We start from the raw sequence: 23145 nt of genomic DNA on the forward strand, positions 1-23145 counted from the left end.
GACCTTCCGATAGAGTTCCACGATTAAAATACCCCCGCCCTCCCTGTCGCCAGAAAGGGCCAAAGTGGCAAAGTTTTACTCTGCCCGCAGCAGGACTATCCCGCCACTTCCGTGGCAAACTTTTGCACTGCCGTTCTCACACGCAACGCTTAGCGGCGATCCGCGCTGGCCGCGCAGGTTGCGAAAGCCGAAGCAGACGAACGAGGTGGTGCGAGACATGGAGCGCGATGGCATCTTGGCAAAGGAACCATACCAGCGCCCGAACCGAACTTGGGCGGAACGGTGGATGGTGATGCGCGACCCGAGCAAGCCCTATTGAGCTGAGGGCACACAGTGCACACAGTGGCACACGGTATGCTTTGTGCCACCGTGTGCACACTGTGCCGTGTCCCGGCACACAGTGTGCGGGGGTATATAGGGGGGACACTGTGCAGTGCCGCTTTGTGCACCCCCTACGCGCCCGCCCGCGCGCGCAACGGTCGAGCGGTTTACAGTTGTTCAACGAGCCATAGCCCGCAACGTGCTTGAATGGTTAGCCTGCGCGGCGCGCCTGCCCTTGGGCGCAAGCCTACGGCAAGCCCACCCTGCCGGTCGCCGCATTGGCCTCCACTAGCCAAACTAGGTCAGGGGTCGGGCGCGTGACGTCTCAAGTCGCCCCCTGTCACACCGAATGCCTCTGCAACGTTTTCAATAAGCTGCGCGGCCTGTTGAATTAGCGGTGCCGAACGATCCACACCAAGTCTTGAATAGCATTCCTCAATGTCGGAACTTGATAGGTGTGCATCAGCACCACGCAGATCATACACTCCGAAAAGTGGTGTCATTCGTTTGTATGCATAGCTTTCTTCGGTGTACTTCGCCAACAACTTCTGGAGCAACTTGAGTGTCCCTTGGTCGGTCTTACCCTCCCCGAGCGCGCGGAGCAGGTTTGTTTTGTTAATCCGCTCAATCGTTGCCTTCACAACGTCCTTGGCTAGGGAACGCAGCCCATTCTCATCGACACCGCGAAAGCGATGAATTCGCCCTTCCAGTTCTTCAACCTCATGATGATCTCTTAGAAGCATTGCTTCAAACTTCTGTTGAAAGACTCCGTCGAGCCATGAAATTGCGCTATGAAGCAGAAATTCTGGAGATTTGGTACCTGCGGGTTTGCAGGCCATTTGAGCCTGCATCAGTTCAGCGGACACGCCTCCATCTGGGCGACAGTTGTGCGCGACCCATATCCGTCGCTCCCATAGCGGTCTGCGAGCAATGTCATATGCGTAAGCATTGATTAGCCCTAACTTGTTCACACCGAAATGTAGGAGCCAGTCTGGAGATGGTGAAACTCCACCAGTATCGCGGGTGTACCACTTCATGGTCGCGCCTCGACGGGACAACAGGTCATTCACCACACTGGGTTGAAACCACAAATATTTGCCGACTTCCTCTCGATTGAGGGTCTTTAGGTCAACACGCCCCCCACCGCCGTCAAGTCGGACCATGAGGGTTTCGTCCGGTTCTCCGTAACCGATCAGACAGGATTTTGCGGCGGGTTCGATCCATTCACCGCGCCACATCTCACCACAAACATGGAAGCGACCGCCCTCATCGCCGCGAACGCCTTTTCTGGTCGCCGTCTCCGTGGCTTCATCGTCGTTGCCGGAGAAGTCGGGGACTTCCTCCTCAGGGTCAACGTCAGTTCTCCACGCAGTGAAAACAGCCCACGTCGTACCGGGGAAATCACCTGATGCGTCGATTTCGTTGCAGCGGACTTCCAGTCGGTCGTTGGGTTCAGAAACGAGCGAAAAATCTTCGGGCCAATCAAAATTAGGATTGTCCTGAATAACCGCGCGACGTTGCCGGTAGTAGTACAGGCGTAGAGCAGCGTCTCTCGCCGCCAAATAGTCCTTGAGGTATTCCGCGCGGATTTCAACGAAGGATACCGTTCCGTCGCCCTTCCGCGTCAGCCTTATTACTTGCTCATACCCCTCATTGGGACGCACCCAATAGTCGCCCTCCTCCAGAAGGCCATAGGCCAATATAAAATCTTGATTGATGAAGATCTGTCTTTGATGAGAAGAATTGAGATATTGAGTCAGGACCAGCCTAAGCCCTAAGCGACCGTCGGGGTCATCATAAAAGGATTCCGCCTCAAGATACTGCCCATCATCCTTCAAGTATGGAGTTGTATTGTCGAGCGACCAATAGTGCCAATCCAGACCTTCCGCCTTCTCGCGCTTGCTGTTGAAGACAACCGCCGACCCAACGGCCAGCACTTCTTCGACATGTCCTAGTTCAGGGTATTTCCCCCTCTCAATGGGAAGAATGCTTCCATATACAGGGATCCAAACAGCACGGGAAAATAGCCTCTTCCGAAGGTCCCTTAGTTCAAACCATTCCTGACTAAACTCTTCCATTGTCAACCTTTTGCGACGGTTCGCCCGAGTTCAAGATGTGGTAGGAGGTGTGGCAATGCAAGCCTAGATGCAGGCTGCCAGCAACGGCACAGTGACTCGAAAGTCTTTCCCAAATCGTGACGGGGTGACAAGTCTCAGTGTCCCGCATATATGCAATAAGACGTTCTGAGCCACTTAAAACATTGATACAAAAAGAAAAAAGTAGCTGACCTATCCCGAGAACAGGTAACCTTGCAGCACATAGCAAGCCTCTATCAGGGTTATCAGCACCATGTCCGACGAAATTGACATCCGAGTCTCCCCCTCCCTTCACCCCAAGGTCGTGGAGGAGCTTGAAGACTTCGAGGAAATGAAAGACGTCCTCGGAGCCACGCAAACCGCGTTCAGCACCGCCTATGAGGGGCTGCGGGCGGTCCACAATACACGCGAGGTCGTGGGCAAGAACCCCGGCTGGACCGCCGAGCAGAAGCTGCTCCAGGTGGACAACTTCGCCAAGAAGCACCTCGACAAGATCACCCGGACCTTCGACGCGACCCGGAGCAATCTGGAGCGCAGCATCGCCTATCTTGACGGCGAGTTGTCGCAGCCCGTGCAGGCGCGTGCCGCCAGCACCATCGCCAATCAAATCCGCGACTATGCGCGCCAACTGCCCAGCGAGAAGCTGCACAAGTTTGTGGCGGATGCGATTGACGGCGGGGACCACGATACCGTCACCGCAATCCTCGGCGCGCCTCCATACCTGTCCGGCTTGACCGCCGACTTCCAGAAAACCTACCTGCGCCTCTACCACGAGCGCAGCAACCCCGCGACCGCCAAGCGCCTCAAAGCGATGCGCGCCGCCAAGGAACTGATCGAGACCCGCGCTGGCAGGGTGTTTATCGAGATGGAGCGCGCCATCGGCGGGCAGTCGTCCAAGGCGAACATGGTCCGCAAGGCACAGGAAGCCGCTGAGAAGGCGCTCGGCGGTATCTGATCGAAACATGATTACATCACGGAATCGCCCGCATGACTGAAGCATCTGAAACCACCGCGCCCTCCAAGTGGACGCCCGGAATGCCCAGCCCAAACCCGGCCGGACGTCCGCGAGGCATCATCGACAAGCGGCAGAAGCTGCAAGCTGCGTTTGCCGACGACGCGGTAGCCATCGCAAAGGTTGTCACGGCGAAGGCGTTGGAGGGCGACATGCAGGCGGCGAACATCGCCCTTGCCCGCATTGCGCCACCCATCCGGGCACAGGCGGAACGGGTCCAGTTCGAGTTGAGCGACGACGCGCCCATGTCGGAGCAGGCCCGCCAAATCCTTATTGCGGTGAGCGAGGGCAAGCTGGACGCCGACACCGCCCGCATCCTTATCGGGTGCATCCAATCCGTCGCGGGCATCCGCGCGGTTGAAGACCTTGAGAGCCGCATCATCACATTGGAGGCTAAGACGATCACATGACAAACATCTGGACACCCGGCGGCGGTCGCGTCGCTACCATGGCACCCGGCCCTGACGACTTGTTCGTGGTCACTGCCGTATCGGGCCGTAGGGCATTGCTGCATACCGTGGACCAATACGGGCACGCCCTCAGGCTGGCAGAAGCTGCCGCCAGCACAGCGCCCATGCCTGTCACGATCAGGGTGATGCCGCTGTCGTTGCGTGAGGCCCAAGCGCTCGGGTTCTTGCCCAGCGAAGACCTCATCAGTGACCATGCGCCCGCAGAGGAAGCGGACAATCGCAATCTGGTTGTTCACACCTGCATGGACGTGCTGCAAAACTGCAACGAAGCTGCGCCTCGCGCTGAAGCGCTGCGGCTGCTCAAGGAAATGGGGGTGATGGGATGAGCGACGACCGCCCCCTGAAAGCTGGTGGCGACCGCGCCACCCCTCCAACTCTTGCCGACCGTCAGGCCATCCACCAGCGGGACGCCGAGGCGGTCGCAGCGCGCAAGCGCTATGCCGACCAGCACCTTGCCGCCGCCCCGCGCCTTGGCGCAGCGTTGCGGGCGCTGGAATCGGACTGACCACATGCCCAGCGTTCAAGCCCTTCTGCGGCGCGTCCAGCGGCTTGAGACCGCCCGCACCGCAACCCCGTCGCCCATCGTCCAGCTCTACGGGTCGGTTGATGGTTTCGCTGACGGTGCCGAGGGGCTGGACAGGGTGGACTTCCCCCTCGTGCTCGCTGCTCTGCGCCGATGGGAGGCTGACGGGGTGTGGAACCACTGGCACCGGCAGCGCAACGGCATGTGGGAAGGCTCCGCGCGATGACCGATAGGCGCTATGGGGTCCGCGCGCCGCCCGGTTTCAGCGAACCTGCGCCGTGGGCGTGGGACGGCGGCAAGCGCCGCGAGCCTGTGCTCGATCTGGATCGCACGCCGCCCCAAGTGGTGCGGCATGTTGGCTGGCGCGTGTGCCTCAAGTGCGCAAACCCGTTCTTCAGCGACGACACCACACGGATTCGCTTGTGCCATCGGTGCAAGGGGACCGACAAATCCGCTGCCATGTAAGGGGACTGGCAGAGCGGCGGGAGCGGGCTCGCCACCCGCGACGGGGCATAGCGTTCAGTTCCCCGATAAATCCAACGAACGCAGACAGGGCGTGGGGCCTCCTTTACTTGCGTGACCTGCCCAGCACCCTCGCCGCAAGGCGGGGGTGTTTTGCTGTACGAGTCAGCGACTGGCGGCGGCTGCTATTGGTGGGCTTATGACCCCAAAAGCAGCACTCACCGAGGCCGTTAGGCCTTCGGTAAGTAGCTGTTTTTGTAGGGATTTTTGGCTCCGGCGGTAGGGATCGAACCTACGACCAATTGATTAACAGTCAACTGCTCTACCGCTGAGCTACGCCGGAACATGTGGGCCGTATAGCAAGTGGTTTTGGGGGCGTAAAGGGGCTTTGGGGAAAAATCGTCAGGCAATGTCAGATCGGGTGAAGATTGTTTGCGGGCCGGGTGGGTCATTGTAGGTGATCACTTTTCTTTCTGAAAGATCAATAAGATGCGCCAGAATGTTTCTTTGGGCTGCAGGGCGCAGGGCGGTGGGGGTATCGTGATAGATCTGTGCGGTCAGGCGCAGGGGATCGGATGGGCCGCTGTGCAGCACGCGCAAGACTTCGGCCTCGCGCTCTTTTCTGTGCCGGATCAGCGCGTGCAGGCGGGCGGCGGGGTCCTGAACGGCGGCGCCGTGGCCGGGCAGCATCAGGCTCCACTGCTCAGACGCCAGCCGCGCAAGCGAGGCCATGTAGTCTGCCATGTCGCCATCAGGCGGCGAGATCAGGCTGGAAGCCCAGCTCATCGCATGATCGCCAGACAGCAGAACGTCACCAAATCCAAGGCAGATATGCCCTCCCATATGGCCGGGGGTGTGGATCACCCGCAGACCCTTTCCACCACTATCCAGCACATCACCATCGGTCAGCAGCCTGTCGGGGCGAAAGCCATCGTCCACGCCCTCGCCACCACCCACCAGCCCCTCGGCGGCCAGGCGCTGCATCACCGCGCTGCGGCCCGATCTTGCATCGCCAAAGGCCAGTATCGGTGCCGCGGCGCGCGCCGACAGCAGCGGGGCCGCAGCCGAATGGTCCTTATGAGCATGGGTGACAACAATGGCTGCCACCGTCTCGGCACCAAGGGCCGCCAGCACGGCATCAATATGCTGTGGATCTGCCGGGCCGGGGTCAACAACGACCACACCCTTGCCTTGCCCAAGGATATAGGTGTTGGTCCCTGGTCCGGTCATCGGCGACGGGTTGGGTGCCAGAATGCGCCTTATATCCGGCGTGACCCACTCCACACGTCCCGTCTGCATCTGTTGTCCGCTTCCCTTTGGTCTGTGCTGCGGCTAGGCTAACGCGATGCGCCTGAGCCTCAAGCCCTTTTTGCCCCGCAGCCTGTTCGGCCGTGCCGCGCTGATTCTGATTGTGCCCACCGTAGCCATTCAGTTGATCGTCTCTATTGCCTTTATCCAGCGGCATTTCGAAGGGGTGACGCGGCAATTGGTGCATGGTGTTGTGATGGAACTGGCGCTCCTGCGCGAGGCTGTCGATGGCTCCAGCAGCATTGAGTCGGCGCTTGCAACGGTCCAGCCCCTCGCCGAGGCGGTAGAGATGGTGGTGGAACTGCCCGCCGTGTCAATCGCGGCGCAGGATACGCGCGACTGGGCCGATCTGACCGCGCGCCCGGTGATTGCCGAATTGCGTGAGCGTTTGCCAAATGTGCTGTCGGTTGATCTGGCCAGCGTCAAGGGCAGGGTCTTGCTGACCGAAGCCACTCGCTTCGGGCCGATGCAAGTGTCGCTGCCACGCGGTCGGGTTTCAGCCTCTAACCCGCATCAGTTGCTGGTGATCATGATGCTGGCCTCGATTCTGATGACCTTGATCGCCTTTATGTTCCTGCGCAACCAATTGCGACCGATCAAGCGGCTCGCCGAGGCTGCTGAAGCCTTTGGCAAGGGTGAAGCGGTGCCTTACAGGCCGCGCGGCGCGTTGGAGGTGCGGGCAGCGGGGGGGGCGTTTCTGGACATGCGCGCGCGGATTGAACGCGCGATTGAAACCCGCACGTTGATGCTGTCCGGGGTCAGCCACGACCTGCGCACCCCGATCACCCGGTTGCGGCTTGGTCTGTCCATGCTGCCCGAAGATGAGGAAGTGCAGGCGCTTTTGTCGGATGTGCGCGAGATGGAGCGGCTGGTGGATGAGTTTCTGGCCTTTGCCCGTGGCGATGCGATGGAAGAACCGGTCGAGGCAGACCCGGCCCAGATTGCCGCGCGCATTGTGGATAATGCCGCGCGCTCAGGCCGTAGTCTCGCGTGGGAGTCGCGGCTGTCAGGGCCGATCACGCTGCGCCTGCGACCGCAGGCGGTGCAGCGCGCGGTCGAAAATCTGCTGGGCAATGCGCAGCGCCATGGCGATCAGGTCAGGCTGACCCTGTCGGCAACCGAGCGGACGGTGCGTTTTGTGGTCGAAGACAACGGGCCGGGGATCCCAGAGGCGCAACGCGAAGCCGCGATGGCCCCTTTTGCCCGGCTTGGTGGCGCGCGTGATCCCAATCAGGGCGGCGGCGTTGGCTTGGGCCTGTCGATTGCGGCAGATGTGGCGCGCAGTCATGGCGGGCGCTTGCTGCTGGGCCGGTCTGACAGTCTGGGCGGGCTGCGGGCAGAACTGGTTCTGGCCCGTTGATTCTGGGCCGTTCAATCTGTCCCGTCAAAGCGCGACCGGCTGGCCGAGCGGGCTGACAACCGGGCCACCGGCGGCGACCGCGTCTTCTGCATCGTGGGTGACCAGCACTGCCGGAAGCCCCTCATTGCGCACGCGCGACAGAACAAAGCTGCGGATTTGGGCGCGCAGGCTGGCATCCAGCCGCGAAAACGGTTCATCCAGAAGCAGCGCGCAGGGTTGGGCCAAAAGTGTGCGCATCAGCGCCACCCGCGCCCGTTGCCCGCCCGAAAGTGTTGCCGGATCGCGCGCGGCAAAGCCTGAAAGATCGGCGGCATCCAGTGCGGCGTCAATCGCTGCGCGCCGCGCCTGCCGCCCCTTGACTGAAGGGGGCAGGGCAAAGGCCAGATTTTCCCCGACAGACAGGTGCGGAAACAGCACGTCATCCTGGAACAGCAGGCCAACCCGGCGTTGGTGCGCGGGCAGGGTGGTGATGTCGCGCCCCATCAGGATAACCCTCCCTTCGGTTCGAAACGCGGGCGACAGGGTGCCCATCACCGCCGCAAGTGCTGTTGATTTGCCTGACCCCGACGGGCCCATTATTGTCAGCACCTCGCCGGGGGCGACAGCCAGATCGAGCGCCACAACCTGCGCTGCCCCGTGATAGACGCACAGGCCCTGTAGCTCCAGCACACCCGTCATGACGCCACCGACATGCCGCGACGGTTGCGAAACAGTAGGGCAGGCACCAGAAGCGCCAAGGCAAACCCAACAGCGGGCAGGATCATTTGCAACAAGGCATAGGCTCCGATCAGACGGCGGTTTCCGCCCGAAGACAGGGCGACGGCTTCGGTGGTTAGCGTCTCGATCCTGCCGCCGCCGATAAGCAGTGTTGGCAGATATTGCCCGACCGACACCGCCCCGCCGACCGCTGCTGCCGTCAGCACAGGGCGCAGCACCATCGGCAGACGCAACCGCCAAAACACCCGCGACGGCGTGGCTCCCAAGGCCATTCCGGCAACCGCAATCCTCGAGTCCCACGCGCGGTAGGCGGGGGCCAGCGATAAAAAGACGTAAGGCAGCACAAAGACCATATGAGCGGCGGAAACCGCCACCCAATGCCCTTCGGCACCGCTGCGCAGGGCCGCGATCTGAAGGCCCGGCAAAAACGCCACCTGTGGCACCAGCAAGGGCAGATACAGCACCCACAGCGCACCCGATCCGGGCAATAGGGCAAAGCGATGCTCGGCCTCCAGACAGGCCAGCACCAACGCAAGTGACAGCGCCGTTGCAAGGGCGGCGATGCCAAGGGTCACCCCCCCGGTGGACACAAGATCAGGGGCGGCGCGCAGCCATGTCCGCAGGGTCAGGCTTTCTGGCAGCACATCGGGAAACTGCCAAAGGCCCGCCACCGACCACACCGCCAACCCGGCCAGCCCTAAAATAAGCGCACCTGATGTGAGGGCGCCCGCCACCACAGCGACCCAGCGGGCAACCGGATCTAACCCATGCGCCCGAAGCCCCGCTTCTGCCAGATAGACCAGCAGGCGCCGCGCCAGCCTTTCAGAGCCAACCCACAGCCCCAACGCCAGCCCCACCAGCGCCAGTTGTAAAATCGCCCCCGCCGAGGCTGTGGCCCGCCCGGTCAGCATCGGGTCTGCCATCCAGATCACCACTTGCACCGAAAGCGTATAGGGACGGGTCGGGCCAAGGATCATCGCCATCTCAACAGCGGTCATCGAATAGGCAAGGACTGCATAAACAGGCAGTCGCAACTGTCTGTAAAGGCTTGGGAAAACCGAGATCACAAATGCGGCCACGCGGCCCGCGCCAAGGCTTTGCGCCACATTTATGCGGCGCGTTACATCGGTTTGCGGCAAGGCCGCCAAGGCCATCAGAAACAGAAATGGCACCTCTTTGGTGACCAGACCCAAGGTCAGCGACAAACCGTAGGGATCGTTCAGAATCAACAGATCAGGCGGGAGCGCCCACCCCGTCGCCCATGGCGACACCAAGCGCACGATCCAGCCCGACGGTGCGATCAAAAAGGCCAGCCCCAAGGCCGCAGCGGCATGCGGCACCGACAACAGGGGGGCCAGCATGTGCTGGATCAGCGCAAAGGCCCGCGTGCCCCACAGGCTTGCCACCAATAACAGCGTCACCGCAAGCGAAAGCGCGGTCGCAGCAACCCCCGTGGTCAAGGACAGGATCGCAGCGCGAGGCAATCCCGGCCAATCAAGAAGCGCGCGCAGGCCCTTGGCATCTTGGGAAAAAGCCGGGATCACCGTGCCCAGAAGTCCGGCCGCCACCGGCACCACCAGCAGCGCCAGTGTTAGACGGGGGGCCCACCGAAGCAGGCCGCCCGTGCTCATTGGGCAACGCCGTAGCGTGCGATCCAGTCTTGTCCGATCCGCACCATCCAGCTGCCGTGCGGTTCCAGCAGCGCAGGCCCAAGATCAGCAGGCGACAGGGTGGCCACGCCCAGTTCCAACGCATCAAAGCGAGCGCGGTCGGTGTCGGCAAGTGAGGAAAGATCCAGAACAGTCTGGAATCCCAGAATATTCGGGTCTTGCGCGCGGGCCTGAATTTCCGGGTCCAAAAGCAGATTGGCCACCACTTGCGCGCCTGCCTGATGGGCGGCGTTAAACGGAATGGCCACAAAGGACGCGTTGCCGATCGTGCCGCCCTCAAGTGTGAAGGTGCGCACAGTATCGGCCAGGTTTCCGGCGGCGATTTCGGCGCTTGCGCGGCCGGGGTTCAGGGCAAAGCCTACATCCACCTCGGCATCGGCCAGAAGCTGCCCAAGCGCGGGTTCGTTTTGCGGATAGGCCTTTCCCGCCCGCCACAGCGCCGGGGTTACTTCGTCCAGCCACGCCCACATGGGGGCGACTGTCGCATCATACGTCGCTTCATCCAGCGGTTGTTGCATCACCGACGGGTCGGCCAGAGTGCCGTAAGCCACCTGTTTGAGGAAAGTGGTTCCCAGATAATCGGGCGGTTGCGGATAGCTGAAGCGACCGGGGTTCGCGATGATCCAGTCTTTCAGCGCGGCAAGACTGCGGGGCGGTTCGGGCAAGCGGGTGCTGTCATATTCAAAGACGAATTGCGCCATGGCCCAAGGCGATTCGAAACCTTCGGTCGGCAGGGTGAAATCGGTCACCACAGCCGGTTTTCCGGCCACATCCATCAACGGCCAGTTCGGCAATTGTTCCGCAAAGGGGCCAAACAGCAGTCCCTGATCCTTCATCGCGGCAAAATTCTCGCCGTTGATCCAGATAAGGTCCACCGCGCCGCCCGTGGTGATGCCTGCATCCCGCTCGCCCAGCACACGCGCGACCGCGTCTGCGGTTGAGGCGAGTTTGACATGTTCAATCGAGACGCCATGGCGCGCCTGTGCCTGCTCACCAACCCAGGCGATAAAATCGTTGATTTTCGGATCACCACCCCAGGCGTGCCAATAAACCGTCTGCCCCTTGGCTGCTTCAAGCGTGCTGTCCCATGCGGTTTGTGCCTGAGCGGGCAGGGCCAACATAAGGGCGGAGGCAAGTAGGAAATGGCGTCTGTTCATGGGAACCCCTGTGTGATGAACTTGTCGGCGGCCGTGCCCGCTTGTCGCGGGTAACGTCTTCGGGATAGGCAGGGCAGACCCTTGCGTGCAAGGAGAAATTGGACTGGACAACTGTTCGTGACGGTCAGTCACACCTGCGCCAGCCCGTGTAACGAACGCCCGGTTTGCAACGAATGCGCCGGATTGAAGCAGGCGGTAGGGGAGTGGACAGATCATGCTGGACGGGGTCATGCGCAGATGGATCGACCCACCCCTGAACCGGGGAGGACACTGGTTGGCAGCGCGCGGGGCGACGGCGGATGGGGTCACGCTGGTGGGGCTGGGATTCGGGTTGTTGGGAGCGGTGCTGCTGGCGGTGGGGATGCCGGGCTGGCTTGCGCTTGTGCCCTTGTTGATCGGGCGGGTGATGGACGGGTTGGATGGGGCCGTGGCGCGCGCGACATTCAAGACGGATTTCGGTGGCTATTTCGACATTTTTTGCGACTTCGTGTTCTATGCCGCGATTCCCTTGGCCTTTGTCTTGCGTGATCCGGGCCAGAATGCGGTTGCCGGTGCCTTTCTTCTGGCCGCTTTCTACATCAATGCTGCCAGTTTTCTGGGCTATGCGATTATTGCGGCGAAACGGCGCATGAGCACCACGCAGCAGGGCGAAAAATCACTCTATTACGCGGTTGGGCTGTTGGAGGGGACAGAGACCATCGCGTTTTTCACGCTGCTGTGTCTGGTGCCGTCGGTATTCCCGGCTGCTGCTTTGGTGTTTGGTGGCTTGTGCCTTGTCACGGCCTCGGCCCGCGTGGTGCTGGGGCGTCGCGCCTTTTATGATGCGCCCTCGGGTCGCGATTAGACCAGAGCCCGCGCGCTTTGATGAAAGCGGAAAAAGCCGTGTGTGGCATGCGGCCAAAGTGCGGCATCATAGGGCCGCATCGCCCGGATCAACCTGATGTTTTCCGCCGCGAGCCGCGCATCAAGCAAGCCAATCAATCCCGCAACCGGTCCAACGGGGGCAAAGGGCGTGACGATCTGCACCGCAGCCGTCTGGCGCGCCCAGGCCACCAGCGCATCAACTGCGCCCGGTCCCTGAACAGGGCCGTGCAGGCCCGCAAGACCAGACCCAAGCCGCCGGGTGCAATCCTCGACCGCAACGCGAAGGAACCTCTTTATCAGCGGGGACACAGGACGAGGAGACCGGGCATCAGGGGCCAGCAGAATCGCAGTCGAGTGCGGGCGCAACCCGGCTTCCAGCAACCAGTCGGGCGACAGATCTTCTTCATGCAACAGCAGCGCGGTCGGCAGGTGGCGGTCCCACGCACCGCCCTGTGGGCAGGGTCCAGCAGGCGGATTGGATGGCCCCGCGACAGCAAAGGCCGTTTGCGCCAGACCCTTAGGCCAAAAACGCCCGTCGGTGAGGGTGGTGATCACCTCTGCCCGCGCCAGATAGGATTTGCCCGGCGTATGCAACCCTGCAACCCAACGCCAGGACAGCGTGTTCGAGGCCGGGTCACCATCCAGCAGGTGGCGCAAAAAGAAATCCGCGCCCAATTCCCAAGGCAGTTTCAGGGTGTAGATCCAGATAGAGGCAAAGCACATGCGCTGGTGATTGTGCAGATATCCGGTCCCGGTCAGGTCGCGCGCCCAGCCGTCAAACCCCTCGATCCCGGTCTTGCCTGCACAGGCCGCTTCATAGGTGTGGGTCAGGTCGCGGTCCCGGTCCAGACGGGCAAGGCCCGCGTAAACCCCGGCCTGGGTTTCGCGCCAGACCTGCGGACGCATCTCCAGCCAGCCCTTCCAATAGGCACGCCACAACACTTCGGCCACAAAACTATCGGCCCGATCACCATGGGCGGCGCGTGCGGCCTTGATCACCTCGGCCTCGGTCAGCAGCCGGTGCCGCAGATAGGGAGACAGTTGCGACACATGAGGATGGCCGGGGCGGTGCAGGTTGCGATTCTTTGTATAATCATCACCTGCAACCGGAATAAACCGGGCAAGCTGCGCAAGGGCGTGGCTGCGCGTCGCATCGCGAGGGGGCGGGATCATCTCCATTGTCAGCGGGAACTAGGGCACACGCCCCTGTGATCAAGACTGGCGGGCCTGCATCTGCAGAGATGAAAAAACCGCCTGCCCTTGCGGCCCCCGCATCGCCCTACTAAGACTCTGTCAACCACCGCCCCGTATTCAGCTATCAGACATCAAAGAGGCAGGCCCCATGCGCGACCCCGTAGATTACTTCACGAATAACCTTGTTCCTATGGTTGTCGAACAGACCAGCCGTGGGGAACGCGCCTATGATATCTTCTCGCGCCTGCTCAAAGAGCGGATCATTTTTGTAAACGGCCCTGTTCACGATGGCATGTCCACGCTGGTGGTCGCACAGCTTTTGCACCTTGAAGCGGAAAATCCATCGAAAGAAATCTCGATGTATATCAACTCGCCCGGCGGCTCTGTCGTGGCAGGGATGAGCATTTACGACACGATGCAGTATATCCGGCCAAAGGTGTCAACGCTGGTCTGCGGGCTGGCGGCGTCGATGGGGTCGGTGATCGCTGTCGGGGGGGCAAAGGGGCAGCGCTTCTCGCTGCCGAATGCCGAATTTCTTGTGCACCAGCCCTCGGGCGGCATGCAGGGAACCGCCGCTGACATCATGATCTCGGCCCGCCACATCGAACAGACCCGTGAACGGATGTATCAGCTTTACATGCGCCACACCGGGCAAGACTACGACACGGTGCGCGCCGCAATGGAGCGTGACAAGTGGATGACCCCGGAAGAAGCGAAAGAATGGGGCCATATTGATGAGATCGTCGCCAACCGCGACAAGTTGGATGACACGACGAAGTGACGTTTTGCCCCCCGTGCGATGTGTCCGGGGGGCGATTTGACATTGTGGAGGGTTGAGGCTTGGCCTAGACTTTCCTTTGACAAGGCTTGAGGAAACCCATGGCGAACAATTCCGGCGACAGCAAGAACACGCTTTACTGTTCCTTCTGCGGCAAAAGCCAGCACGAGGTGCGAAAGCTGATTGCCGGTCCCACAGTGTTTATCTGCGATGAATGCGTCGAACTTTGCATGGATATCATCCGCGAAGAAACCAAGACGACCGGTCTGAAATCTACCGATGGTGTGCCGACTCCGCGCGATATCTGCAAAGTTCTGGATGATTATGTGATCGGTCAGATCCACGCCAAGCGCGTGCTGTCGGTCGCGGTTCACAACCACTACAAGCGGCTGAACCATTCGTCCAAGTCCGACATCGAACTGTCGAAATCCAACATCCTGCTGATTGGCCCGACCGGGTGCGGCAAGACGCTGCTGGCGCAAACGCTGGCGCGCATTCTGGATGTGCCGTTCACCATGGCCGACGCTACCACGCTGACCGAAGCTGGATATGTCGGTGAAGATGTCGAAAACATCATCCTGAAACTGTTGCAGGCCAGCGAATACAACGTCGAACGCGCTCAGCGCGGCATCGTCTACATCGACGAAGTTGATAAAATCACCCGTAAATCTGACAACCCGTCGATCACCCGCGATGTGTCGGGCGAAGGTGTGCAGCAGGCGCTGTTGAAGATCATGGAAGGCACCGTGGCTTCGGTTCCGCCGCAGGGTGGGCGCAAGCATCCTCAGCAGGAATTCCTGCAGGTGGACACCACGAATATTCTGTTCATATGCGGCGGTGCTTTTGCGGGTCTGGAAAAGATCATCGCGCAGCGCGGCAAGGGGTCAGGCATTGGCTTTGGTGCCGATGTGAAAGACCCCGATGCCCGCGGCGTGGGCGAATTGTTCATGGAGTTGGAACCCGAAGATCTGCTGAAGTTCGGCCTGATCCCGGAATTTGTCGGCCGCCTGCCGGTGATCGCAACCCTGACCGATCTGGACGAAGCGGCGCTGGTCACCATTCTGACCGAACCGAAGAACGCGCTGGTCAAACAGTATCAGCGCCTGTTCGACATTGAAGGCGTGAAGCTGACCTTTACCCCCGATGCTCTGGTCGCCATCGCCAAGCGCGCCATCAAGCGCAAGACCGGCGCGCGCGGCTTGCGTTCGATCATGGAAGATATCTTGCTGGACACCATGTTTGAACTGCCGGGGATGGAAGGCGTGCAAGAAGTTGTCGTCAAGGACGAGGCGGTAAACGCCGGGGCCAAGCCGATGCTGGTGTACACCGAAGCGCCGAAGAAGAAAGAAACTGCGAATGCGGGCTGACAGCCTGCGCGCTGATTGACCGGGGAAGGGCAGGCCAGTGGCCTGCCTTTTTCATGGCATCGGCCGCTTTGTTCCCGACGCATCAGATCCGGGCAATAACCAGCCGCCCGCTTCGGCTTGACACTGGACCTTGGTCGTCATTTCCGCCATATCAGGCACAAGTAACCGGAGGCTCCCGATGTATTTCCTCAAGCGCCTGCTGACATGGTGGAACAGCCAGACCCTCGGCACCCAGATCTTTACCGCCCGCAAGGGGATAAAGGTGGGCGAGGATGATCAGGGCAATATCTATTACCAGACCGCAGACGCCAAAAAGCGCTGGATCATTTACAACGGCGACATGGAGGCAACCCGTGTGTCGCCCGATTGGCATGGCTGGCTGCATTTCACGTGGGATGATCCGCCAACCAAGGCCCCGCTGACCCACAAGGTCTGGGAAAAGCCGCATCAGGAAAACCTGACCGGAACCGTCGGTGCCTATGCGCCCGCCGGGTCGCTGCGTCGCACCACGCCCGCGCCACGCGCCGATTACGAAGCGTGGCAGCCTGAATAATGGCTTCGGAACGCGCTGAAATTTTCGCGGGTGCTGCGGTGCTGGCTGTCGCTGTGGGTTTTCTGGCCTATGCCGCCAATTCTTCCGGGTTGATGACGCGGGTGGGGGAAACCTATCCGCTGACCGCCAGCTTTCGGGGCATGGATGGAATCAACATAGGCTCTGATGTGCGCATGGCGGGCATCAAGGTTGGCACGATCAGTGACATGCGACTGAACCCGCAAACGTTTTTTGCCGACGCGACGATCCAGCTGCGTAAAGACATCCTGCTGCCCGAAGACAGCGCGATCCTGATCTCATCCGAGGGTTTGCTTGGCGGTAACTTTGTCGAGATCATTCCCGGCGGATCGCTGGAAAATCTGGCTCCCGGCGATGAGATTGAAGACACCCAAGGGGCAGTCAGCCTGATCACGCTGTTGATGAAATTCGTCAGCGGCGGCTCTGACGCGCCGGCGAGTGCTGAAGAATGAACCGGCTTTGCATTCTGGCGCTGCTGCTGGCCCCAACTCTGGCCTCTACGCCGGGGATGGCGCAGGAAATGGCTTCGGCTCCGGGGGGCACGCTGCGGTTTCTGGATAAGGTGACAGGCCGGGTTCAGGATCTGTCGCTGTCGCGCGGGCAGTCTGTGCGGTTGGGTCGCCTGACAGTGCAACTGGATGAATGCCGCTATCCACGCGACAACCCGGCAGCGGATGCGCAGGCGCATATGACCGTGATGGACACCGCTGCGGCACAGCCGATGTTTGCAGGTTGGATGCTGGCCTCTAGCCCGGCGCTGTCAGCGATGGATCATCCGCGCTATGATATCTGGGTGTTGTCCTGCGAGTCCGGCTTTGTAGCGCCAGAGGTGACAGAGCCTGTCGAAGACCCCGACGCGCCGCTGGAAGAAATCAACGAAGGGTAGGGCGCATAGCCGGGCGGAGCGAAGTGCGCCTGCCGCCCAAGTGCCCGTTCCAGTCTGCTATGATACTCGGCACGTGGAATTTCCTGCGCGCCAAGGCTGGCCAGATGCGGTGTCAGAAATTGCGTGTCAAACAGGGTGAACCCGCCCGCGCGCAAGCGATGAATCAGCCAAGATAGCGCAATTTTTGACGCATCGGTGCGGCGCGAGAACATCGATTCGCCAAAAAACGCCGACCCCAGCACCACGCCGTAAACGCCACCGATCAGTGTGGCCCCATCCCAGACCTCCAGACTGTGCGCGCGCCCCTGATCATGCAGGGCGCGGTAGAGCGCAAAGATCTGATCGTTGATCCACGTCTCGTCGCGGTCGGCACAGGCCGCAACCACGCCGGCAAAATCGGTGTCAACCGTCACGCGGTAGTCAGCGCGCAGCAGGGAGCGTCGCAGGCTGCGCGAGATGTGAAAATGGTCAAGCGCGAACACGCCCCGCCTGCGCGGATCAACCCAGTGAATGGTGGGGTCAGTTGCAGATTCTGCCATGGGAAAAATCCCCATGCCATAGGCGCGAAGCAGAATATCGGGGGTGATTTCGGTCTGATGGGGCATCAATGAACGCTCAAACCGGGACAATAGTGAAAAGGGGGCCAGCGGCCCCCTTTCAGATCATTGGCCAAACTGGGAGGCCAGCCATTTTTCCAGCCAGTGGATGTTATACTCACCCGTCTGGATATCAGGCTCGTTGAGCAGGGCCTCAAACAGCGGTGTGCTGGTATCAACCCCGTCGATGATCAATTCGCCAAGCGCGCGGCGCAGACGGGCAAGTGCTTCGGGCCGGTCGCGACCATGCACGATCAGCTTGCCGATCAGGCTGTCGTAGTAAGGTGGGATCGAATAGCCGGAATAAAGCGCGCTATCCATCCGCACACCAAAGCCGCCCGGCGCGTGGAACATCTTGACCTTGCCGGGGCAGGGCGTGAAGTTGGGCAGCTTTTCTGCGTTGATCCGCACCTCAATCGCGTGGCCGTTGATTTCCAGCTCGTCTTGAGTGAACGACATCGGCATGCCAGAGGCGACGCGGATCTGTTCGCGCACAAGATCGACGCCGAAGATATACTCGGTGACCGGGTGTTCGACCTGCAAACGGGTGTTCATTTCGATGAAATAGAACTTGCCGTCCTCATACAGGAATTCGACTGTTCCCGCGCCGATGTAGTTGATCTTTGCGACCGCATCGGCGCAGACCTTGCCGATTTCAGCCCGCATCTTGGGGGTGATCGACGGGCCGGGGGCTTCTTCAAACACTTTCTGGTGGCGGCGCTGCAAGGAACAATCCCGCTCGCCCAAGTGGACCGCGTTGCCTTTGCCGTCGCCAAAGACCTGAATCTCGATATGGCGGGGCTTTTGCAGGTATTTCTCGATGTAGACTTCGTCGTTGCCAAAGGCGTTCTTGGCCTCTGACCGCGCGGTGCGGAAGGCGACCTCCAGTTCGGCGGCATTTTTTGCCACCTTCATGCCGCGCCCGCCGCCGCCTGCGGTGGCCTTGATGATCACTGGAAAGCCGATGTTTTCGGCAACTCCGATAGCGGTCTCAAAATCGGCAACGCCACCGTCAGACCCCGGCACGACCGGGATCCCCAGATCTTTGGCAGTGACCTTGGCGGTGATCTTGTCGCCCATGATGCGGATATGCTCCGCATTCGGGCCGATGAAGGTCAGACCATGGTCTTGCAAGGCTTGGGCAAAGCTGGCGTTTTCCGACAAGAACCCATAGCCCGGATGCACCGCCTGCGCGCCCGTGATCTCACAGGCCGAGATGATCGCGGCCTTGTTCAGATAGCTTTCCGAACTGGGGGCAGGGCCAATGCAGATAGACTCGTCTGCCATGCGCACATGCATGGCGTCCGCGTCAGCGGTGGAATGGACGGCGACCGATTTGATCCCCATTTCGCGGCAGGCGCGGATCACGCGCAGCGCGATTTCCCCGCGGTTGGCGATCAGAATTTTTTCAAACATCGGCGTCACTCGATGATCAACAAGGGCGCGCCGAATTCAACGGGCGTGCCATCCTCGACCAGAATGCGCTTGATCACACCTGCGCGCGGGGCCGGGATGTGGTTCATGGTTTTCATCGCTTCGATGATCAGAACGGTCTGACCTTCAGCCACGGTGGCGCCAATGGTGATGAACGGCGTCGCCCCCGGTTCGGCCGCCAGATAGCAGGTGCCGACCATGGGCGAGGTGACCGCGCCCGGATGCTGCGACGGGTCTTCATTGGCAGCAGCAGCGGCGGGGGCCGCCGCAAGAGCCGCCGGGGCTGCGGCATAGACCGGAGCAGGGGCCGCCATCTGTGTCGTCACGATATTGGCCTGCTTGACCACGCGCACATCAAGGCTGTCATCCTCACCATACTCGCGCTTCACGCTCAGTTCGGTCAGGTCGTTCTTGTTCAAAAGTTCTGCAAGGGCCGCGATAAAGGCCACATCTGCGTCGGGGGAATGTTTGCTCATACCGTCCTCTGGTTGGCTTGGGTGCCAGTTGGTGACCGTCTTACCATGGCGCAACGGCCTTGGTCGGGGCTGCATGCTTATAGCCCGCGATTTCGGGCGAGAAAAGCACCCTTTCAACTGCGCAATTTTTGGGCAGGAAACCGGCTTGGTCCTGAAATTATATGGCGTGATAAAATTTACCATTTGATAAAAAAACGGACCTGTGCCAGTTTTTTGAAAAGACCACAAAGAACAGGGAGACGACAGCCCATGACCAACAGCCCGCTGACGCCCGGCATTGCGCCCGCGCGCCTGCCAGCCGACCGCATCGCCGCAAACTTTGCCGATCACACGGCACCGCTTGACCGGCACGAGGCGCTGGTGGCCTCTGACCGGTGCTATTTCTGCCATGATGCGCCCTGCATCACGGCTTGCCCTACGGCCATCGACATTCCGCTGTTCATCCGCCAGATCGCAACCGGCACGCCCGAGTCTGCGGCAACCACGATCTGGACGCAGAATATCCTGGGCGGCATGTGCGCGCGGGTGTGCCCCACCGAAACCCTGTGCGAACAGGCCTGCGTGCGCGAGGCGGCAGAGGGCAAGCCGGTGGAAATTGGCAGGTTGCAACGCTTTGCCACCGATACCGCGATGGCTAAGGGGCTGCACCCGTTCACCCGCGCGGCCAGCACCGGCAAGTCGGTGGCGGTTGTGGGCGCAGGGCCTGCGGGTCTGGCCTGCGCGCACCGGCTTGCCATGCACGGGCATGACGTGGTGGTGTACGAACGCCGGGCCAAGGCGGGGGGGCTGAACGAATACGGCATCGCCAGCTATAAATCGACCGGGGGTTTCGCGCAGAAGGAAGTGGACTGGCTGCTGCAAATCGGCGGCATCACGGTGAAAACCGGGGTGGAGCTGGGCCGCGACGTCACGCTGGACGGGTTGCTTGGCAGCCATGACGCGGTGTTTCTGGGCATTGGTCTGGGTGGCGTGAACGCCTTGCGCGCGGATGGCGAGGACAAGGCGGGTGTCGCCAACGCGGTCGATTTCATTGAGGAACTGCGCCAGACGTCGGATCTTGGCACATTGGCCGTGGGCCGCGATGTGGTGGTGATCGGCGGCGGCATGACGGCAGTGGATGCGGCGGTGCAATCCAAACTGCTGGGCGCAGAGAACGTGACCATTGTGTACCGTCGCGGTCAGGAAAAAATGAGCGCGAGCGCCTATGAACAGGAACATGCGACCAGTGCGGGCGTGCGGATCATCTGCAACGCGGCCCCCGTCGCGGTACATGGCAATGGTGCGGTGCGCGAGGTCGAGTTTGGCTATATGGCCGACACGGCTGAAGGGCTGAAAGCCAGCGGAGAGACGTTCCGGCTGAAGGCCGATCAGGTGTTTAAGGCCATCGGCCAGACCCTGACCGGCGCGCCGGACGGGGCCACGCTTGCGGGCGGCAAGATCGCCGGCCTGCCCGCCGGGGTGTGGGCCGGGGGCGATTGCACTGGCGGGGGCGAAGACCTGACCGTGACAGCCGTGGCCCAAGGGCGCGACGCGGCTGAGGAGATTCACACGTTCCTGTTGGGGGTGGCGGGGTGAACCCCGCCCTACGGAGAAATTGACATGGCAAACCTGACAACAGACTTTATTGGCATCAAATCCCCAAACCCGTTCTGGCTGGCCTCGGCGCCGCCAACAGACAAGGAATACAACGTGCGTCGCGCGTTCGAGGCCGGGTGGGGCGGTGTGGTGTGGAAAACCCTTGGCTCTGAAGGGCCGCCGGTGGTGAACGTCAACGGCCCGCGCTATGGCGCGATCTGGGGCGCGGACCGTCGCCTTTTGGGGCTGAACAACATTGAGCTGATCACCGACCGCCCGTTGGAGGTGAACCTTCGCGAGATCAAATCGGTCAAGCGCGACTACAAGGACCGGGCGATGATCATCAGCCTGATGGTGCCTTGTGATGAGGACTCGTGGAAAGACATCCTTTCCCGGATTGAAGACACCGAAGCCGACGGGGTGGAACTCAACTTTGGCTGCCCGCATGGGATGGCCGAACGCGGCATGGGGTCTGCCGTGGGGCAGGTGCCCGAATATATCGAGATGGTCACCCGCTGGGTGAAACAGCACAGCCGCATGCCGTGTATCGTGAAGCTGACCCCGAACATCTCTGACATCCGCAAACCGGCCGAGGCGGCAAAGCGTGGTGGTGCGGATGCGGTGTCGCTGATCAACACCATCAATTCGATCACCAGCGTCAACCTTGACAGCTTCAGCCCCGAGCCGATGATCGACGGCAAAGGCACGCATGGCGGCTATTGCGGCCCGGCGGTCAAACCGATCGCGCTGAACATGGTGGCCGAGATTGCGCGCAGCCCTGAAACCTACGGCATGCCGATTTCCGGTATTGGCGGGGTGACGACATGGCGCGATGCGGCTGAGTTCATGGCGCTGGGGGCGGGCAATGTGCAGGTGTGCACGGCTGTGATGACCTATGGCTTCAAGATCGTGCAGGAAATGATCTCGGGCCTGTCGCAATATATGGACGACAAGGGCATGACCACGACCGCTGACCTTGTGGGCCGCGCGGTGCCCAATGTCACCGACTGGCAGTTCCTGAACCTTAACTATGTGACCAAAGCCCATATCAGCCAGGATGATTGCATCAAATGCGGGCGCTGCTACGCCGCCTGCGAAGACACCAGCCATCAGGCCATTTCGATGAGTTCGGAGCGGGTGTTTGAGGTGATGGACGACGAATGCGTCGCCTGCAACCTGTGCGTCAACGTCTGCCCGGTGGAAAACTGCATCACCATGGTCGAGATGCCCAAAGGGGCGGTGGACCCGCGCACCAAGACCCCGGTGGGCGATTATGCCAACTGGACGACGCATCCGAACAATCCGTCCACGGTGAAGGCTGCGGAATAAGCCCTAGCGCGCGCCGGGGGTTTGCAACCTTCGGCGCGCAGCTTGTATCAGCCGCTTGTGCGTGGCCGCAGTGCGGTTGCGCAGATGCATCGCGGCATAGACCGGCTGGCGGATCACCGGCGCATCGGTGACCATTTGATACTCGCCTTGCGCCACCATAGCGCGGGCCTGACTTTCCATCACATAGCCCGACCCGCCAATGCGTTCCAACAACAGCGCCACGGCGCTGCTTTGCCCGACGGACAGGTGGGCTGCTGTCAGATGTGGCAGGAGTTGGCGGTGTGCCGCCTCGAACGCGGGCGAGAAATTGGCGCAGACGTAGGTTTCTGCCGATATGGCCGCAAGGGTATCGGCCTCGGTCGAGATCAGGTGGTAGGGGATCTCGGCCAGAGTGTCGAAATACAGGTCTGGCTGCGGCTTTGGCGTGAACATCAGCGCGAAATCCAGCGCGCCGGTGACCAGATCGGCGCACATCTGGGTGGAGTAATCCGGTTCTATATAGAGTGCCGCTTGCGGCAGCAGCGCGCGGAAATCGGCCACCAGCGCGCCCAGATGCGCGGGGGCAAGGTCGTTCTGCACCCCGATCCGCAACGTCAGCGCCGCTGTGCCGCTGGCCATCACCGCGCGGCGGGCCATCGTCCATTCCTGCCGGAGCAGCCTTGCGTGCGGCTCGAATTTCAGCCCTTCGGTGGTCAGCTGCGTGCCCGCGCGCGAGCGGGTGAACAGCCGCGCGCCAAGCGCCTGTTCCAATGCCACGAGACGCCCTGAGACGGTGGATTGGGTCAGGCCCATCCGTTCCGCGGTGCGGTTGAAGCTGCGGGTTTCGATCAGGTCAAGGAAGGTGTCGATCTGGTCGATCTGCATGGGTTTTTTCCTGTGGCTGACCCCGGGGCGCTGCCCCGCACCCCGGAGTATTGGGGCCAAAATGAAGCTGATCGGTTTTTCCGATCAATAGCCGGGTTCCGGGCGAATTGAAAGC

General features: G+C 61.2%; 23 protein-coding genes and 1 tRNA gene. 13 read left to right on the forward strand and 11 right to left on the reverse strand.

Annotated features, from left to right (window positions below):
- Positions 1-623 precede the first annotated feature (623 nt).
- A complete protein-coding gene (locus Q8K08_RS19035; protein ID WP_305251299.1) occupies positions 624-2399 on the reverse strand; it encodes a hypothetical protein in 1776 nt (591 codons plus the stop codon).
- A 271-nt stretch (positions 2400-2670) separates the two neighbouring features.
- Here Q8K08_RS19035 and Q8K08_RS19040 point away from each other — a divergent pair, with 271 nt between their 5' ends.
- The 4 genes from Q8K08_RS19040 to Q8K08_RS19055 are packed head-to-tail and all read left to right on the forward strand — an operon-like array spanning position 2671 to position 4404.
- Entirely contained in the window at positions 2671-3372 is a 702-nt protein-coding gene (locus tag Q8K08_RS19040) for a hypothetical protein (RefSeq protein ID WP_305251301.1), read from the forward strand.
- Between the two features lie 32 nt (positions 3373-3404).
- Positions 3405-3839: a DUF5681 domain-containing protein gene (locus Q8K08_RS19045; protein ID WP_305251303.1), complete on the forward strand. Its 435-nt coding sequence runs from the start codon at positions 3405-3407 to the stop codon at positions 3837-3839.
- Positions 3836-4225 carry a hypothetical protein gene (locus Q8K08_RS19050; protein WP_305251305.1) on the forward strand — a complete coding sequence of 130 codons (390 nt, stop codon included), beginning with the start codon at positions 3836-3838 and terminating at the stop codon, positions 4223-4225. The genes Q8K08_RS19045 and Q8K08_RS19050 overlap by 4 nt, the downstream gene beginning before the upstream one ends.
- Positions 4222-4404 (forward strand): hypothetical protein, encoded by a 183-nt coding sequence (locus tag Q8K08_RS19055; RefSeq protein ID WP_305251307.1) that lies wholly within the window; start codon positions 4222-4224, stop codon positions 4402-4404. The genes Q8K08_RS19050 and Q8K08_RS19055 overlap by 4 nt, the downstream gene beginning before the upstream one ends.
- Before the next feature lie 748 nt (positions 4405-5152).
- On the opposite strand, the gene Q8K08_RS19060 is transcribed toward Q8K08_RS19055, so the two are convergent.
- Together Q8K08_RS19060 and Q8K08_RS19065 are read right to left on the reverse strand one after the other, a co-directional pair.
- Positions 5153-5227, reverse strand: a tRNA-Asn gene (locus tag Q8K08_RS19060).
- A gap of 59 nt (positions 5228-5286) precedes the next feature.
- Positions 5287-6183, reverse strand: coding sequence for an MBL fold metallo-hydrolase (locus Q8K08_RS19065; RefSeq protein WP_304802725.1), 897 nt, complete (start codon positions 6181-6183; stop codon positions 5287-5289).
- A gap of 46 nt (positions 6184-6229) precedes the next feature.
- Between Q8K08_RS19065 and Q8K08_RS19070 the strand changes: the two genes are divergently transcribed.
- Positions 6230-7552 carry an ATP-binding protein gene (locus Q8K08_RS19070; protein ID WP_304802727.1) on the forward strand — a complete coding sequence of 441 codons (1323 nt, stop codon included), beginning with the start codon at positions 6230-6232 and terminating at the stop codon, positions 7550-7552.
- Between the two features lie 24 nt (positions 7553-7576).
- Here Q8K08_RS19070 and Q8K08_RS19075 read toward each other — a convergent pair whose 3' ends face one another.
- The 3 genes from Q8K08_RS19075 to Q8K08_RS19085 are packed head-to-tail and all read right to left on the reverse strand — an operon-like array spanning position 7577 to position 11096.
- Positions 7577-8230, reverse strand: coding sequence for an ATP-binding cassette domain-containing protein (locus tag Q8K08_RS19075; protein ID WP_304802729.1), 654 nt, complete (start codon positions 8228-8230; stop codon positions 7577-7579).
- Positions 8227-9900, reverse strand: coding sequence for an ABC transporter permease (locus tag Q8K08_RS19080; protein ID WP_305251310.1), 1674 nt, complete (start codon positions 9898-9900; stop codon positions 8227-8229). Before Q8K08_RS19080 ends, Q8K08_RS19075 begins: the two co-directional genes overlap by 4 nt.
- Positions 9897-11096 carry an ABC transporter substrate-binding protein gene (locus Q8K08_RS19085; RefSeq protein WP_305251312.1) on the reverse strand — a complete coding sequence of 400 codons (1200 nt, stop codon included), beginning with the start codon at positions 11094-11096 and terminating at the stop codon, positions 9897-9899. The genes Q8K08_RS19080 and Q8K08_RS19085 overlap by 4 nt, the downstream gene beginning before the upstream one ends.
- A 214-nt stretch (positions 11097-11310) precedes the next feature.
- Here Q8K08_RS19085 and Q8K08_RS19090 point away from each other — a divergent pair, with 214 nt between their 5' ends.
- Positions 11311-11940 carry a CDP-alcohol phosphatidyltransferase family protein gene (locus Q8K08_RS19090; protein ID WP_304802735.1) on the forward strand — a complete coding sequence of 210 codons (630 nt, stop codon included), beginning with the start codon at positions 11311-11313 and terminating at the stop codon, positions 11938-11940.
- Here Q8K08_RS19090 and Q8K08_RS19095 read toward each other — a convergent pair.
- Positions 11937-13133 (reverse strand): FAD-binding domain-containing protein, encoded by a 1197-nt coding sequence (locus Q8K08_RS19095; RefSeq protein ID WP_304802737.1) that lies wholly within the window; start codon positions 13131-13133, stop codon positions 11937-11939. The genes Q8K08_RS19090 and Q8K08_RS19095 overlap by 4 nt on opposite strands.
- 169 nt (positions 13134-13302) lie before the next feature.
- Between Q8K08_RS19095 and Q8K08_RS19100 the strand changes: the two genes are divergently transcribed.
- The 5 genes from Q8K08_RS19100 to Q8K08_RS19120 all read left to right on the forward strand — a co-directional run bounded on the left by Q8K08_RS19100 (position 13303) and on the right by Q8K08_RS19120 (position 16756).
- Positions 13303-13935, forward strand: a complete 633-nt coding sequence (locus tag Q8K08_RS19100) for an ATP-dependent Clp protease proteolytic subunit (RefSeq protein WP_304802739.1) — start codon at positions 13303-13305, stop codon at positions 13933-13935.
- A gap of 98 nt (positions 13936-14033) precedes the next feature.
- Positions 14034-15299, forward strand: coding sequence for an ATP-dependent Clp protease ATP-binding subunit ClpX (clpX, locus tag Q8K08_RS19105; RefSeq protein WP_304802741.1), 1266 nt, complete (start codon positions 14034-14036; stop codon positions 15297-15299).
- Positions 15300-15477: 178 nt separating this feature from the next.
- Positions 15478-15852: an NADH:ubiquinone oxidoreductase subunit NDUFA12 gene (locus Q8K08_RS19110; protein WP_304802743.1), complete on the forward strand. Its 375-nt coding sequence runs from the start codon at positions 15478-15480 to the stop codon at positions 15850-15852.
- Entirely contained in the window at positions 15852-16322 is a 471-nt protein-coding gene (mlaD, locus tag Q8K08_RS19115; protein WP_304802745.1) for an outer membrane lipid asymmetry maintenance protein MlaD, read from the forward strand. Before Q8K08_RS19110 ends, mlaD begins: the two co-directional genes overlap by 1 nt.
- Positions 16319-16756 (forward strand): DUF2155 domain-containing protein, encoded by a 438-nt coding sequence (locus Q8K08_RS19120; protein WP_304802747.1) that lies wholly within the window; start codon positions 16319-16321, stop codon positions 16754-16756. The genes mlaD and Q8K08_RS19120 overlap by 4 nt, the downstream gene beginning before the upstream one ends.
- Here Q8K08_RS19120 and aat read toward each other — a convergent pair.
- From aat to accB, 3 genes are read right to left on the reverse strand one after another with little or no spacing between them, the layout of a single operon-like run.
- Positions 16651-17361, reverse strand: coding sequence for a leucyl/phenylalanyl-tRNA--protein transferase (gene aat, locus Q8K08_RS19125; protein WP_305251316.1), 711 nt, complete (start codon positions 17359-17361; stop codon positions 16651-16653). The two genes, Q8K08_RS19120 and aat, sit on opposite strands and share 106 nt — an antisense overlap.
- 57 nt (positions 17362-17418) lie before the next feature.
- Positions 17419-18768: an acetyl-CoA carboxylase biotin carboxylase subunit gene (gene accC, locus Q8K08_RS19130; RefSeq protein WP_305251318.1), complete on the reverse strand. Its 1350-nt coding sequence runs from the start codon at positions 18766-18768 to the stop codon at positions 17419-17421.
- 5 nt (positions 18769-18773) lie between these two features.
- The gene (gene accB / locus Q8K08_RS19135; protein ID WP_304800588.1) at positions 18774-19262 is read right to left on the reverse strand and encodes an acetyl-CoA carboxylase biotin carboxyl carrier protein; all 489 of its coding nucleotides are present in this window, start codon (positions 19260-19262) and stop codon (positions 18774-18776) included.
- A gap of 249 nt (positions 19263-19511) precedes the next feature.
- Here accB and Q8K08_RS19140 point away from each other — a divergent pair, with 249 nt between their 5' ends.
- Positions 19512-20837 (forward strand): NAD(P)-dependent oxidoreductase, encoded by a 1326-nt coding sequence (locus Q8K08_RS19140; RefSeq protein WP_305251320.1) that lies wholly within the window; start codon positions 19512-19514, stop codon positions 20835-20837.
- Between the two features lie 24 nt (positions 20838-20861).
- Positions 20862-22166 carry an NAD-dependent dihydropyrimidine dehydrogenase subunit PreA gene (preA, locus tag Q8K08_RS19145; RefSeq protein ID WP_305251322.1) on the forward strand — a complete coding sequence of 435 codons (1305 nt, stop codon included), beginning with the start codon at positions 20862-20864 and terminating at the stop codon, positions 22164-22166.
- 3 nt (positions 22167-22169) lie between these two features.
- Here the strand turns inward: preA and Q8K08_RS19150 are convergent, their stop codons facing one another.
- The gene (locus Q8K08_RS19150) at positions 22170-23030 is read right to left on the reverse strand and encodes a LysR family transcriptional regulator (RefSeq protein ID WP_305251324.1); all 861 of its coding nucleotides are present in this window, start codon (positions 23028-23030) and stop codon (positions 22170-22172) included.
- Positions 23031-23145 lie beyond the last annotated feature (115 nt).

Source organism: Pseudotabrizicola sp. (assembly GCF_030684215.1).
In the GTDB taxonomy this organism is placed as follows: domain Bacteria; phylum Pseudomonadota; class Alphaproteobacteria; order Rhodobacterales; family Rhodobacteraceae; genus Pseudotabrizicola.